At 44.9% G+C, this 13,912-nt stretch carries 12 protein-coding genes; 8 read left to right on the top strand and 4 right to left on the bottom strand.

The genetic code is table 11. The features are described from left to right. Positions 1-33 precede the first annotated feature (33 nt). Positions 34-4,362, bottom strand: coding sequence for a translocation/assembly module TamB domain-containing protein (locus tag GWP43_RS10380; RefSeq protein ID WP_230977672.1), 4,329 nt, complete (start codon positions 4,360-4,362; stop codon positions 34-36). Between the two features lie 403 nt (positions 4,363-4,765). On the opposite strand from GWP43_RS10380, the gene tmk reads away from it, so the two are divergent. The 6 genes from tmk to GWP43_RS10410 all read left to right on the top strand — a co-directional run bounded on the left by tmk (position 4,766) and on the right by GWP43_RS10410 (position 9,323). Then, entirely contained in the window at positions 4,766-5,395 is a 630-nt protein-coding gene (gene tmk / locus GWP43_RS10385; RefSeq protein WP_162664094.1) for a dTMP kinase, read from the top strand. A 3-nt stretch (positions 5,396-5,398) separates the two neighbouring features. Further along, the gene (locus tag GWP43_RS10390; RefSeq protein WP_162664095.1) at positions 5,399-6,013 is read left to right on the top strand and encodes a hypothetical protein; all 615 of its coding nucleotides are present in this window, start codon (positions 5,399-5,401) and stop codon (positions 6,011-6,013) included. Between the two features lie 375 nt (positions 6,014-6,388). After that, positions 6,389-7,414 (top strand): M23 family metallopeptidase, encoded by a 1,026-nt coding sequence (locus GWP43_RS10395; protein WP_162664096.1) that lies wholly within the window; start codon positions 6,389-6,391, stop codon positions 7,412-7,414. Position 7,415: 1 nt separating this feature from the next. Further along, positions 7,416-7,841 carry a bactofilin family protein gene (locus GWP43_RS10400; RefSeq protein ID WP_162664097.1) on the top strand — a complete coding sequence of 142 codons (426 nt, stop codon included), beginning with the start codon at positions 7,416-7,418 and terminating at the stop codon, positions 7,839-7,841. Between the two features lie 9 nt (positions 7,842-7,850). Beyond that, complete coding sequence (locus tag GWP43_RS10405) at positions 7,851-8,378, top strand: YaaR family protein (protein ID WP_162664098.1); 528 nt, start codon at positions 7,851-7,853, stop codon at positions 8,376-8,378. A gap of 12 nt (positions 8,379-8,390) precedes the next feature. Further along, a complete protein-coding gene (locus GWP43_RS10410) occupies positions 8,391-9,323 on the top strand; it encodes a PSP1 domain-containing protein (protein ID WP_162664099.1) in 933 nt (310 codons plus the stop codon). Between the two features lie 79 nt (positions 9,324-9,402). Here the strand turns inward: GWP43_RS10410 and GWP43_RS10415 are convergent, their stop codons facing one another. From GWP43_RS10415 to GWP43_RS10425, 3 genes are read right to left on the bottom strand one after another with little or no spacing between them, the layout of a single operon-like run. Then, positions 9,403-10,593, bottom strand: a complete 1,191-nt coding sequence (locus GWP43_RS10415; protein ID WP_162664100.1) for a hypothetical protein — start codon at positions 10,591-10,593, stop codon at positions 9,403-9,405. After that, positions 10,590-10,943: a hypothetical protein gene (locus GWP43_RS10420; protein WP_162664101.1), complete on the bottom strand. Its 354-nt coding sequence runs from the start codon at positions 10,941-10,943 to the stop codon at positions 10,590-10,592. The genes GWP43_RS10415 and GWP43_RS10420 overlap by 4 nt, the downstream gene beginning before the upstream one ends. Before the next feature lie 3 nt (positions 10,944-10,946). Further along, complete coding sequence (locus tag GWP43_RS10425; protein ID WP_162664102.1) at positions 10,947-11,396, bottom strand: metal-dependent transcriptional regulator; 450 nt, start codon at positions 11,394-11,396, stop codon at positions 10,947-10,949. Between the two features lie 208 nt (positions 11,397-11,604). Here GWP43_RS10425 and GWP43_RS10430 point away from each other — a divergent pair, with 208 nt between their 5' ends. Both GWP43_RS10430 and rpiA read left to right on the top strand, forming a co-directional pair. Next, positions 11,605-13,080, top strand: a complete 1,476-nt coding sequence (locus GWP43_RS10430) for a type I 3-dehydroquinate dehydratase (protein WP_162664103.1) — start codon at positions 11,605-11,607, stop codon at positions 13,078-13,080. Then, entirely contained in the window at positions 13,073-13,804 is a 732-nt protein-coding gene (rpiA, locus tag GWP43_RS10435; RefSeq protein WP_162664104.1) for a ribose-5-phosphate isomerase RpiA, read from the top strand. The genes GWP43_RS10430 and rpiA overlap by 8 nt, the downstream gene beginning before the upstream one ends. Positions 13,805-13,912 lie beyond the last annotated feature (108 nt).

Below are 13,912 nucleotides of genomic sequence, written 5' to 3' on the forward strand. Positions count from 1 at the left end.
TACGGGATAATACTATTCTTTAGGGTATTGAGTTTAATATGAATATTTCCATGAAAAAGTCAATGCAGTATCTCCTACAAATAAGGTATCCGGTTTTGTCGGGGCAACCGACCAACGGAGCAGGAAGAAGGGAGTTGCCATTTCCAAACCGATTTCAGGTTGAAATAAAAGATCCTTATAAACAGGACGCTTTGAACCGCCGTTTTTAAGCGATTTTGAATCATAGTGGCTTAGGTGCAACAGCGCATCCGCATAGATAGCCGAACCGAAATATTTCCCTATATAAACACTTGTATTATCAAGATAGTTACTCATTGTTAAAGTAGTATTCTGATTTGCCGTGAACAAGTTGCCGAAAATAGCATTCTGCAGCAGCAATGTACGGAAAGAAAAAGCATCCAGTCTTAAAAAATCCCTGACTTTACTTTCCACTTTTTTGAGAAAGCCCACTTGTGCAAGAATATCGGAACTGGAAACCAGCAGATTTTGCCATAGATTATCTTTTCCCGTATCCCCGATAGCCACTTGACCCAATAATTGCATAATCTCATTCGTAGAACGGGGCGGATCCGAGCTGATTTCCGGATTAAAACTGAATAATGATTGATCCTTTGCCGTCAAGACAAGCCGTAGCGGCTCACCGTTACTATCACGATCGCGAATCTCTGCCCTTAATGTTACCAACGGTTCAATTTCCTTAGCTACATCCGCAAAGGTGATAGCGCCTTCACGGATATAGAAACTGCGCTTAATATAGAAGACTTCTCCTCCCCGCATCTTTATATCACCTTTCATTGTAAAGTCACCGGTTCCGGCATCGGCAATCAATGAAAGCGGGGCATCGGTAGGGACAAGCGTTCTTAAGATCGGAAAATCTGCGGTAGGCCAGCGGAATTCGGCTTTATGGCCAAACTGTAAATCGAGCTTCATATCAAAAGCGACACCCTGCTCCCCTCCGTATTTAGCATTGAACTTATCAAGATCGTTAAATTTAAACACAAAATACCCTGAATCAAATGTTGCAGACCCGTATACACCGACAAGCGTAGGCGTTACTTTTATTTCAACAGTACAGCCGGCAAGACCGTCTGCTTTGAACAAGATATTATCAGTCTTAAATACACCCATCTTGGTTCCCAACGTTCCGCATTGGACTGAAATATTGTTAGGAATCCAACCTGAAAATGCTGCGGTACACCGTGCCCAAATATCCGTCGACGGGCCTTTCAATACGGTATACGGTACCTCTAGACCCGTACCGTCCGCAATAATATCGAGTAAAACAGGGCCATACATTTCCGGTGCATAGTGGGGTGAGTTGACGGTTATATCTTGCCCGACTAATTTCCCGTTAAACTCAGGCTCTATCGGCTTGCCTCCGATCGACAAATCTCCGGTAAGTGTTCCGCCGTAAAAAAGTACATAATCCAAGCCGGTTATATCCCATATCCGCTTAACATCGGCACGGATACCCGACACTTGCAAATTTAAAGCATCCTTTTTCACCGTACCGTCCAAATTAAGCTTAAGCGGAAGCGATTCCGCTAATTGGAGCGAAACGACACCATCGTCTAAAATAAAGCCGGTTATATCATCATTCTTCCCTGCATAAAACGCAGTAACGCCCGGATCACGGATCATTGAAAGCGGCACAGGATCTTTTCCCGTAAAATCGCCGAACCGCCAATTGCTCAAGTAGGTGTTAATCGTAAAGCGCTCCGTTACGTTTTTAAGTCGGGAAAACAATGCCCGTTTCGTTTTTTCATCAGGTTGTACGCCGGTATACTCAGTACCGATATGAGCCTCCAGCTGTTTGTCGGCAATCATACCGGTATAATCGGCTTCGAGCTTTCCGGTCATCTCAGCCAGAGAAAAACTACCCACTATATCGGAAACCTTATGCGCACCCCAGTCAAGCTGTGTAATATTCAGTTCCGCTTTTTCATCTTCTACCGTCAGGGAACCGGCCAGATTCAAATTCTCTCCTTGCACAAACACTGAAAGTTCAGACAAATTCAATCGAGCTGAAAAGGAACCCTGCGCAACCGAAAAAGCAGTATCGGCCGACACAGTATGTCCCTTTCCCTGAGTATATAAAAAGCGGGCCAACGAAATATTATCGAGTTTAAGCGATCCGTCTGCACGGATATCTCCGCTTGAAAGATCGAGATTTGCTGCAAGCTCAAGCTTTTCGGTGGCATCGGGAGAAACAAGATTCATCTCGGCAGTGTAGCTTTGTCCGCCCTCACCATCAGGCGCAGGAGCTGCTGTTACGGCCAACATACCGGTAAGAGCTGCGTCTTCACCAAGTTTTACTTCAGACAAAAACAATCCCGAAGGATCTGCTTTTCCCATAAAATTAAAGCCAATTTTTGCCGGAGTCAATGAAGCAGGAGCTCCGTAACTGATATATCCGGCGTCGATAGTATAAAGCCAATCCGCACGATTATGATACTGAAACTCCGAATCCAAGGTTAAAAAGAGGGGCAGAAAAGGTAGCGGTATTTCACTGGTCTTAACGGTTCCCTTAAATCCCGTACCTTTTTCATAGAGGGCGCTAATTGCAAGACCGTAGTCACCGTAAATACTGAGAACATTCTGAGAAAAAAATCCCTGTACCTGATAGCCGATTGAGTTAATAGCTAAAGAGCTGGTAAAAATAATATCGCTTAAATGCTCAAAATCGGCATTGACATTTCCACGGACGGACATATTTTTATAGGACAGTTCGATATCGGTCAATGCAAAGGAAGATTGATTACCCTTTACCGATAACAGTGCATAAAAGTCATTTAGTATATTTGAAACTAAAATGAACCTGGTGCAGTTGTATGAGAAACTGCGCAAATCACTTGAAATGTAAAATTCGGTTGTGCATTGGAGCGATTCGACCGCTTCATGCGGTATATCTACGCCGGGAACAATCGCCTGAATAAAGCCGCAGATTGTACCGATACCCACGGCATCGAATGCCCCATGCAGTTCTGCAAAACGGGGAGAAGCAGATGCGCTACCATTACCTTCATTATAAATATAGGATCCGTCAAAACGATACTTCCCGTATCCGTCTTCGGCAGATAAGGTATAATCAGCCTTCTGCGCCGAAGGGGTAACAGTCAAAGTGATGTTATGAAGGGCTCCTTCGCCGACAATTAGCTTCGGTATTTTGCAAAAGAATGTCCTTCCTTGCTTTAAGAAGTGAAAATCTGCCGCTACCGAAGCGCCGGTTGGAAGATTAAACCGTTTTATGGATGCCTTCCCTGTAGGGATTATAGTGTTGAGGTTAAAAGTAAATTCGGAAAAGACATCTACATCTGCCCCTGATAATGAAAGCCGTGAAACGTCGATCTCTGCATCCTTTCCTTCAGCCGCAAGCTGCAAACGAGAAGGTGCAAGCCGATATGAAGGGAGCTGCAGCGACGGCAGAGCAACAGTTAAATCGGTAGCCCATTGGATATGCTGTCCTGAACGCATAAATTGAAAGTTACCGGACATTGTCATAGAGGCAAATTGGGTGAGGCTTATGGGGGCATTGTATACCCTAACGGACTGCAAAGGGGCAAAATCTTTGCAGCTGAATCTTCCGGTTATATCGTTTGTTGCAATATTCCAGTTTGCGGTAAAGTCAACCGGCTGGAAATCTTGCATGGTATTAAAGGTAAAAACTTTATCACGATAATCCGCAAACAGTTTTACCCGATATATGCCGAACCGATCGGTAGAAATACGAGAGAAGTCGGCAACTGCCGAACCGGCAGTTAAATTTTTGTCAAACTTCCCTTCAATGGTAAAGCCCGTCTCGGCCTGACCGATGGCTGTATAATCAGTATTGCGGTAAGACGCAGTACAGCTCAGGCTAATCGTGATTGCCTCCGCATCAATGCCGACATATCCGTCCGCTATTTTTGCATTTATATCGTGTACAACATTTTTAAACCGCAAGCGGACATTCTTAATATGCACATTCAACATTTGAGCAGAAAGGAAAGAAAAAATCCGCTCGGTATTTGCCGGGGGTTGAGCGGAAGTTCGGACGTGCGTTGCCGCGTTAAGCTTTTCGGCAAGTGCTTTATTATGCACTAAGTCTATATCTATAAATCCGTCGGCAATATTCACGGAATCTAAAATTTCGGCAGTATTTCCCCATAAAAGCGCCCAGAACCGATATTGGATGGAAAAATCTTCAAAAGAAGCAATTTCAACACTGTGTTCAGCGTCATAAACTTTTACATTCCGCAACGAAATCGATCGCATGATTGAAGGAGATAACGATTCATACGACAGGCGTACATTATACGTTTGCTCCAGTTCCGTCAAAAGTACCGAACGTACTGCCGCCAACTTTTTTTCCAGCGTTTGCATCAGAGGGCGAAGCGCCGCAAAAGAGAGGATAAGTATACATAAAAATAACAAAAACTCTACTTTAGTTCGCGCGGCAGGTTTCATTAGGGGGCTATTATATCAAAAAAGAAATTGTTATGATAGATAAGCATGCTAGACAAACACATCAGACTTCTTTTGAAAATATATGGCGCATCTACTGCGTCGTACGCTGAAAATAAATGCTCAACGTATCATAGATACGCCTCCGCTTTATTTTCAGCTAACTCCTTGTATCTACACCATCTATTTTCAAAAGCACTGATTCTACGCAGTCTCCTGAACTCTGGTCTCACCGCCTCATTTTTTTCTGCGCTTTTATCTATTCTGCCTGATGTGTTTGTCTGCCTGCTGGAAAAAAGGAAAAACTAAGGAAAAACTATAGATGATTTTGAAAAATTTTGTGGTGTTTGAGGGGCTGGACGGGACGGGGACGACGAGTCAGCTGAGGTTGTTACAGGAAGCGTTTACAGCTCGCGGGCGGCAGGATGCTGTGCACTTTACCTGTGAACCGACCGGAGATTCCATCGGGAAGTTAATCCGCGAAGCGCTTTCCGGTGCAGCGGGCTTTGATGCAAAGACGATTGCGTATCTTTTCGGAGCGGATCGCTGCGAACATATATATGGTAAAGAAGGTATTTTAGAACAGCTCAAAGCGGGGAAGGCGGTCTTTTCCGACCGCTATCTGTTTTCCAGCCTTGCCTATCAGGGGCTCGCGGCGGGAAAGGAGTTGGCGCAGGCAATCAATGCGCCGTTTCCGCTCCCCGAATATCTCTTTTTCTTTGACCTGCCGGCGAAAACTGCGATGGAGCGAATCGAAAAACGGAATATCCCGCGGGAAATATACGAAAAAGAGGTGTTTCAACAAAAGGTAGCAGAGGAATATCAGGTTATTCTCCGGTATTATGCGGAAACGGCGCCGGATCTGCGGATTATCCGTATCGACGCTGCTCAATCGATAACAGAAATTCACGAAAAAATCTGGAGTATTGTGCACAATTTGCCGATAGTATAAAGGATGAAAAGGCATTTTTGCTTATCCGCAGTGTTACTTTTTTTCTCTTTCGCCCAAACAGCGATGCTGCCTGCATACTTTGTAACGTATAAAGAGCAGTATTATAAGCTGTACCATATTCATTATCAGCAGTATCCCGACGATACGCTTGAGAATATCTATTGGCTTGAAAAGGCGATCAATGCGGATTTCTGTAATCCCCTGTATGCGTTGGGTAAGATAAACGACAGAACGGACTGGGAAAAATACCGGTACCTGTTTATGATGCACTTAAACCTCAAAATGGTAGAACAGCACCTGAGGCTCGGCATGAAATACGATAAACAGGTCGCGTACTTTTATAATGCGCCGTGGAAAGAACAAAACATCGAAAGCTTGAAGATGGCCGAAGATTGTTATAATACCGCCTTATTTTATTGGAAAGAAGCAACACTTTGGGCGGAAAAGGCAAATGTGCGGAAGTTTCAGTTCCTTTTTTTAACCGACCTACAGTATTGGGAGGATGAGCGAGAACGGATCGCGCAAAAAAAGCTCAACTACGAACGCACAATAACACGAGAATTGGAACGGCTCGCCAAAGTCCGCGCCGAATTTATGCAGATGGAGGACACATACTGATTCCTTTTGAAAATAGCGGGGCATCTACTGCGTCGTACGGCAAAAAAGTGTCCTCAACGTATCAAAGATACGCCTCCGGTACTTTTTTGCCTACATCCTTGTATCTACCACCGCTATTTTCAAAAGGCTAACGAAAAGACCGGTTTCAAAAATTACGGTCTCCATTATTCTGCGGGAAACGCGAACATTGTACTTCCTTGTACAATGTTCGTGTCAAGTTTTTCTAGCGAAAAACTTGCTGCTGATTAGTATCACCGCCATCCGTGGCGGATATGAAAAATTAGTCTGCTACGTTTTCCCTGAATGCGAATGCTGGACAGGTAAGGCGTTAATTGGTATACTTAACTATTAGCATTGTATAAAGAGGTGCAAAAAGTGTCCCGAACACGAGGGTATAAGAAAACCGAAAACAACATTGTACGATATATATCGAAACAGATAAAGAAAGCAGCCGAAGCGGTTCTGCATTTTTTTAAGAGCGTCATTGCAGGCGGCAGGAAGAAACTGACTATTATGATAGTTCCGCACTCACAAAAGAAGGTGCTGAATTTTCAGACAAGTATTTTTAGTTTACTTTTTACATTGATCGCGATTATCGGCTTTTTCTCATCATTTTTTTGGTTTGCACACAAAACTGCCGTGTCGGTACAAGACCTGTCCGCTACCAAAGAGGAAGCTCGTAAAGCGCAGGCAAGTTTGGATGTATTGCGGGATGAAACAAATGAACTTTTAAAAACGGCGCGGAATTTTCAAACAGCGCTTACTTCAACATTTTCCTCGCTCGGTTTAAAGACTGCTGTTCCTGTGGGGCAGGCCACAAACGGAGACTTGTCCTTCTTATTCAATATGCACGAGGTCGCGGAAGGCTCGCTGAAAGAGGCTGCGGAGCTGCAGCAACTGACTTCGTACCTTAACGATGCCGTTTTGCCGGTACAGGAAATGGGAAAACTCCTTAATATGCAAACTACCCTCTTTTCCGATATTCCGAGCTTGTGGCCGATTAAGGGCGGCATCGGGCATATTTCGATGGCGTTCGGCCAGAACCGGCACCCGTTTACCGGCCAATGGTATATTCATAAAGGAATAGACCTTTCTACCTATCGTTCGGGAGATCCCATCGTGGCGACTGCCGACGGACAGGTGGTTACCGTAGAATTCGATCCCGGCTGGGGAAATTATATCATCATTAAGCATAAGCACGGTTTTTACACCCGTTACGCACACATGCAATCTTACCGCGTTACCAGAGGCGAGTACGTACAGCAGGGGCAAACCATCGGATATATCGGGACAACCGGCGTTTCAACCGGACCGCATTTACATTATGAAGTGCATATCGGTTCCGATGTCGTAGATCCGATTAAATATCTGAATATAAAAGCTTCCAACACAAAACAATAGTATGGCAAAAAAAAACTTTATCGATGATATTTCGGTCAATACCATTGTAGGGCCGGGAGCACTGATATCGGGGAATGTAACGGTGTCGGGGCTTTTGAGGATAGATGGCGATATAGACGGCAACGTGCAAACCCAAGGACGCGTTATTATCGGGGAGGATGCCCGAATACGGGGGAACATCAGGGCAGCTTCGGTGAGTGTCGGAGGGATTGTGCAGGGGGATATTATTGCGCCGGATTATGTTATCATTCTTTCTTCGGGAATGGTGATAGGGTCGGTTCTGACAAAAAAACTGCGGGTCGACGATGATGTTATCCTGCACGGATTTTGCTCTGCAACCGGCGAGCAAACCGGCTTTGAGGAAGCGGAAAAAAAGTATCTTAACCGACAGGCTCTGCATTCATCCACTTTTTCTTATTCAAAATAAAGGAGAAAGATGGGAAACCAGATAGAGAGTTCGAGCTATGCAGCGGGGATAACCGTCCAGCCGTCTCTGCAAACAAAAACGGCACAATCGGAAAAAGACAAAAAAAAACTAAATAAATTTAAAGAGATGCTGCGAAGCGTCTTACCTCAAACACAACCGGAAAACGAAGCCGACATACTCGAACAACTGAGCAAATTACCTCAAGAGGAAGCAATCGCGTTACTCCAAGATGATGTCCGATCCGCCGGTGATACGTTGCGGACTCATCAAAATCCCCAAACGATTTTACGATATAAGCAAGCGGTTAAAAACTTTATCGGTTATGTCGCACGCGAAGCATATACGGTTACGACACGGACTCATTTACGACGCGATAAGACCAACCACTTACGGCCGCGCTCTTTTACCCAAATTGTCATTATCAATGAAAAACTCGATAAGTTTGCCGGTGAGCTGCTCTGCGATCAAAAAAGCCAGCTTTTTATTTTGGAGCGACTTGAAGAAATATACGGCTTGATTATAGATTTAATTACCTAACGGGAGTACAAAATGGATGTTGAATTTGAAGAAACATATACCGAATATGAAGAAATAGATGATTTAAGCGTTTTGGAAGATACCGATGATATACCGCAGGTTGAAGAACCGCTGCAAGAGGGGGCTTTTCCTCAACCGCTCTATCAGTTAAAACTTGAATATTCACAAGAAACTTTTTATGCAACAACGACGGAATTAAACCTGCAAAGCGGAGACTATGTTATTACCCCCACACGCTACGGAGACGATATGGCTCATGTGATGGGGTTGGTACACCATCCCATCAGAGTGGCAATTAAGGATATTGTTACGGTTACCAGAAAGGCAACGGATGAGGATTTTCAGCGGCAAAAAGAAAATCTGAAAAAGGAAAAAGAAGCAAGCGCTCTTTTTAAAGAAAAAGTACTTATCCATAAGCTCGATATGAAGTTGGTTGACTGCCACTATTTGCTGGAAGACCCTAAAGTGATTTTCTTTTTTACTGCGGACAGCCGTATCGACTTCCGTAAGTTGGTTAAAGATTTGGTCGCTATTTTGCGTCTCCGTATCGAGCTGCGGCAAATCGGTGTTCGCGACGAATCGAGAATAGCGGGTGGTATCGGCTGCTGCGGCCGACCGTTTTGCTGCCATGCCGTAACTGACAAGCTACGGCCGGTATCCATCAAGATGGCAAAAGAGCAAAATCTTTCGTTAAATTCGCTCAAAATATCGGGACAATGCGGCCGCCTGCTTTGCTGCCTAGCGTATGAGTATGACTGGTATGTGGAAACCCGAAAAAAGCTGCCAACCATCGGTACCAGCCTCTACTACGACAATACTCTGTTCCGCATCAGCGAGATAAATCTGATTACCGGCATTATCGCACTTTCGGGAGACGACGGGAGAGTCATTTCCATGCCCGTGCAGCGTCTTTCTCAACAGCACGGAAAATGGAAAATTAATTAGCACCGCACCGGAGCTCAAAATCAACGTTTCATCCTACTAGGCACCTCTAAAAACTTGGTTAGATTTTAGAGGTTTTCTACTACTTCTTTTTCAGTTTGAGTGCATTGGTGCCCAGTTCCGTCGTCCATTCCTGCTCAGGTATGGTCTGTTTGGTTATGGGGAATTTGTTGATATAGTCTAGCGTAAGCGGAAATCCGCCTCCTTTTACAACTTCCCGCCCCTCAGTATAACCAAAATCGCTTCTCATTGTGAGCGTTGCCGCGTGTTGTTCTGTAAGCGCTCCGGTAACGGTGATATACGCATAGTTGCTAGAGTTGGAACCGCCCAAATGCACATCATTATTTTTATCAACTGTTGCACTTCCGGACATCTCAACCTTCGTACCGTTAGTTTCCAGATACATACCCTTTCCCAAACCGAAGGAGTCGAAAACGGTATTACCGGTTACAGTGCCTCCGGTAAAGCTTAGTATATTATTGTAGCGGAGATATATTCCGCCGCAAATAGAGTTTGCCTTATTCTCCTTTATCGTAGGTGTTTTAGAATCATGTTCTTTTATAGAAAGTTTATACTCTGAAGTAATTCCGCCGCCACTGTCTGCGATATTATTGGAAATAGTAGAATTGCCGGACACGACAATTTCACCATTATTGCTACCACGAGCGTTACCATGAATACCACCTCCGTATCCTGCTTCATTGCCGTTAATAACACCGCCCGTCATATCCAGTGTACCATAAAGCACAAAAACACCTCCGCCACTTCCCAGTTTTTTATAGGGTGGGGCTTCATCTGTATATGTGGCTTTATTCCCGGAAATTTTACTATCGCTTCCGCTCATCTTAAACAAGCTATTGCTCGTAACGGCAACACCGCCGCCGTATCCGGCTTTATTATCGCTGATGGTACCGCCCTTCATCGTAAAGGTAGCATCGGAAGTACCACCATCTACACTATCCCCTACGCATACGCCGCCACCTGTGTGTCCAAAATATCGCTGATCCCCCTCAAGCGCTTTGTTATTTTCTATGGAGCCGGCCTTCATCTCGAATGTTGCGCCGTCACATACGCACACACCACCGCCTATTGTCAATAGGTCAGTGCCGCTGCCCGCCTTTTTAACTTCGTTGCCGGTAATTTTAGGGGAATTCCCTTCCATAATGAACTTACTTCCGCTGCCGCTGACGCAGACGCCGCCCCCCATCGCTTTTGAACCGACGGAGGTTCCTTTTGTAGTTGCCGTATTATCGCTTATCGTGCCGCCTTTCATCGTAAATGTTGTGCCGAGGCTAACGTATAGTCCGTGCCATACGTCGGCTGCGGCGAAAGCCCGGGAAAGCGGATAACCTTTCCCGCATCGGCGGGAGAAGCAGCAGGCGTAACGAGCCTAAAGTTTTTAGGATTACGCAGGTTAATCGTAACCGTTACATCGCCGGCGGACGGTACACACAATGCACCGGCAGCATTCGTTGAATACGACGGATTGATGCGGTAGTTCGTAGCGATCACTTCCGTCGACCAACGACTTAAATATTCGTCTATATCTGCGGTAAACGGCTTACAGGTTGTACAAAAGAGGATTAAACATATTCCGGTTAGAGTGGCATAAACTCTGCGCATGTATTATTTAATAAGACGGTCATAAGAGGTTTGCACTCTTTGGGTTTTTGATATCTTATCGGTCGGCTGCGGCGCCTTATTGAGTTTACTGAGGTATGCATATAACTTATCAGAGGTATCTTGGCTGATTGCATGTTCCATTTCGCACGCCTCGCGGTCGGCGGTATCTTCGTCTACACCCAATATATCGGTCAAGAACTTGTACAGCGTGTTATGCCGTTCACGAACGTTTTTTGCGACAGCACATCCGCTTTCGGTAAGACGCACCAACCCGTACGGTTCATGCTCGACAAAACCGGCATCTTTTAACAAGCTTAAACGCTTATTCACGCTCGCCCTCGAAACTCCCAACAAATTGGCGATATCGATTGAACGGACAGACTCGGTACCGTGCGATAAATCATAAATAACTTCCAAATAATCTTCTTGCGAAGCTGAAACTCTTGCTATCATACGCTTATTATATACCCCTTTGAGTCTGTTTGCAAGTTTTAATTTTCCCGATACCGACTTTCAGTAGCGGCACGGATGCCGCTGGTTATATAAGAAGCGATGTTTCAGCAAAGCTGAAACTCGTAGCCAAAACTATACACGGATGTATAGTTTTGGCGTAGATGCGTCGTATATTTCAAAAGGAATCGCTTTGTGCTATACTGTAGATATGGTACCCAAAATATGCCTCGTATTGACGGAAAATACAATCGACAAGAATATCCAATTAATCGAGAGGTACCGCCCATGGATCGACATCGTCGAACTGCGGGCAGATTTCCTTGATCCGCAGGAGTTGCTGTATATTCGCGCGTTTCCTAAGATTGCGCATATACCGGCCATTCTAACCATACGCAGATTTTTAGACGGCGGAACATTCAAAGGCGGAGAAGGTTCTCGTATCACACTGTTTGCCCGCGGTCTTGCCTTTGCGGATACCAATCCACTGAATAATTTTGCATATCTCGACCTCGAATCCGATGTGCAGGCGCCGAGTTTGGAAGAAGCGGCGCAGGCTTTTAATATCGGTATTATTCGCAGCCTCCACAGTATCAAAGCACCGATCAAGGATATTGCCGCTAAAATACGGGATATCCGGCGGACGGATGAAGAAATTGTAAAGATTGCATATAAGGCAGACAATCTTACAGAAGCGACGGCGGTATTCAAAGAAGCACAGCAGCTTAATGGGCAAAATATCTTAATTGCTATGGGTAAATACGGTATTCCTTCCCGTATTTTAGCGGCAAAACTACATTCCCCGATTGTATATACCATGCCGCGGGAGTACATCGCAAAGTATCATTTAGAACAGGAATACATCGATCCTATTACGCTCAGCGACTTGTATCACTTTCGCACAATACATGAAAATACCGCAATATACGGGGTTATCGGTACGGATACGACAAGGAGCCTGAGCCCCGCTATTCACAATAAAGGTTTTGAACGAAAAGGGATCAACGCTGTCTATATTCCGATTTCAGCTGCGAACACTCAGGAAGCCATTACATTCGCCGATTGTACAGGGGTAGCAGGACTCTCGGTTACCCATCCGTTTAAATTCGATATTATTCCTTTTTTAGATTCGATCGGTCCCGCTTCGACAGCCTGCGGCGCAGTAAATACGGTACTATTTGACGGCGGTAAACGGCGAGGCTTCAATACCGATATCGACGGTTTTTCGCGGGCTTTACAAGAGTTTTTGAACATTCGAAGCCTTGGCTTTAAACATATTGCGATTATCGGTACCGGCGGAGCGGCTCATGCAATCGCCAATGCCGTACATCTGCTGCATGGAAAAGCTTGTATCTTCGGACGTTCTGCAGAAAAGTCAAAACAGCTAGCGGGGCGGTATAATTTTCACTGGGCGGTATTAGACTCAGCATCCGTTCGCATGCTCAAAAAATATTCCGATGTTATCATACAGGCTACCTCCGTCGGGATGCATGAAGGTGAAGACCCGCTTGAGTTTTACAGCTTTTCGGGTACAGAAAAGGTGTTTGACGTTATCTACACCCCTGAGAAAACAGCACTCTTAAAACGTGCCGAAGCTACCGGCTGCGATATTTGCAACGGATATGATATGCTGAGGTATCAAGCATATAAACAATTCGAACTATTTACAGGAGGTTCCTATGAGTAACACAATAAGTGTTGAAGATCAGAAGATATTAGTTGCCCGTACTGCTATCGATAAATTGATTTCTGAAGGGCTCATTTATTCCGGTATGAAGATCGGCCTCGGAACCGGCTCCACCGCGATGCCTGCCGTAAAACGCTTGGCTGAGTATATTGCAAAGGGGAAATTAAAAAACATCGCCGCTGTCCCTACCAGTTTTCAAACATCGATAGCGTGTGAGGAATTCAACATTCCGATTTTTTCTCTCAGTTCAGGACGAATTAACGGATCGCTAGACTTAACAATTGACGGGGCAGATGAAATCGATTCAAAAAAGAATCTTACGAAAGGCGGGGGTGCAGCATTGCTGCGCGAAAAGATTATCGCGTATAACAGCGAACTATTCGTGGTTATCGGTGATGAAACAAAAAGCGTCAAAACATTAGGGGTGAATTTTCCGCTCCCTATTGAAATTGTACCGGAAGCACGGCTCAGCATTATGAAAAAACTGGAATCTTATGGAGTCTCAATGATTATCCGCGACGGAATCCGGAAAAAGGGGCCGGTTATCACCGATAACGGAAACTTCATTATGGATATAAAATGGCCGGCTAATGCAAAAATCAATCCTGTCAAATTAGAAAGCGAATTGAATGCAATACCGGGCATTATCGAAAACGGCTTCTTTACTCAAAAACCCCCGCGTGTCTTTTTAAGCCATTCAAACGGAACCGTCGAAGAATTCTAACGCGTGAGAGGATAAAAATCAGAGCAACCGCCCCGAAAGTTAGACGGTTGCTTTCCTTTTGCGCAAAATTTTGAAAAAATTTTGTGCAGGTTATATTATGAAGAAGGG

Origin of the sequence: Treponema vincentii (assembly GCF_010365865.1) — a bacterium.
Classification (GTDB): domain Bacteria; phylum Spirochaetota; class Spirochaetia; order Treponematales; family Treponemataceae; genus Treponema.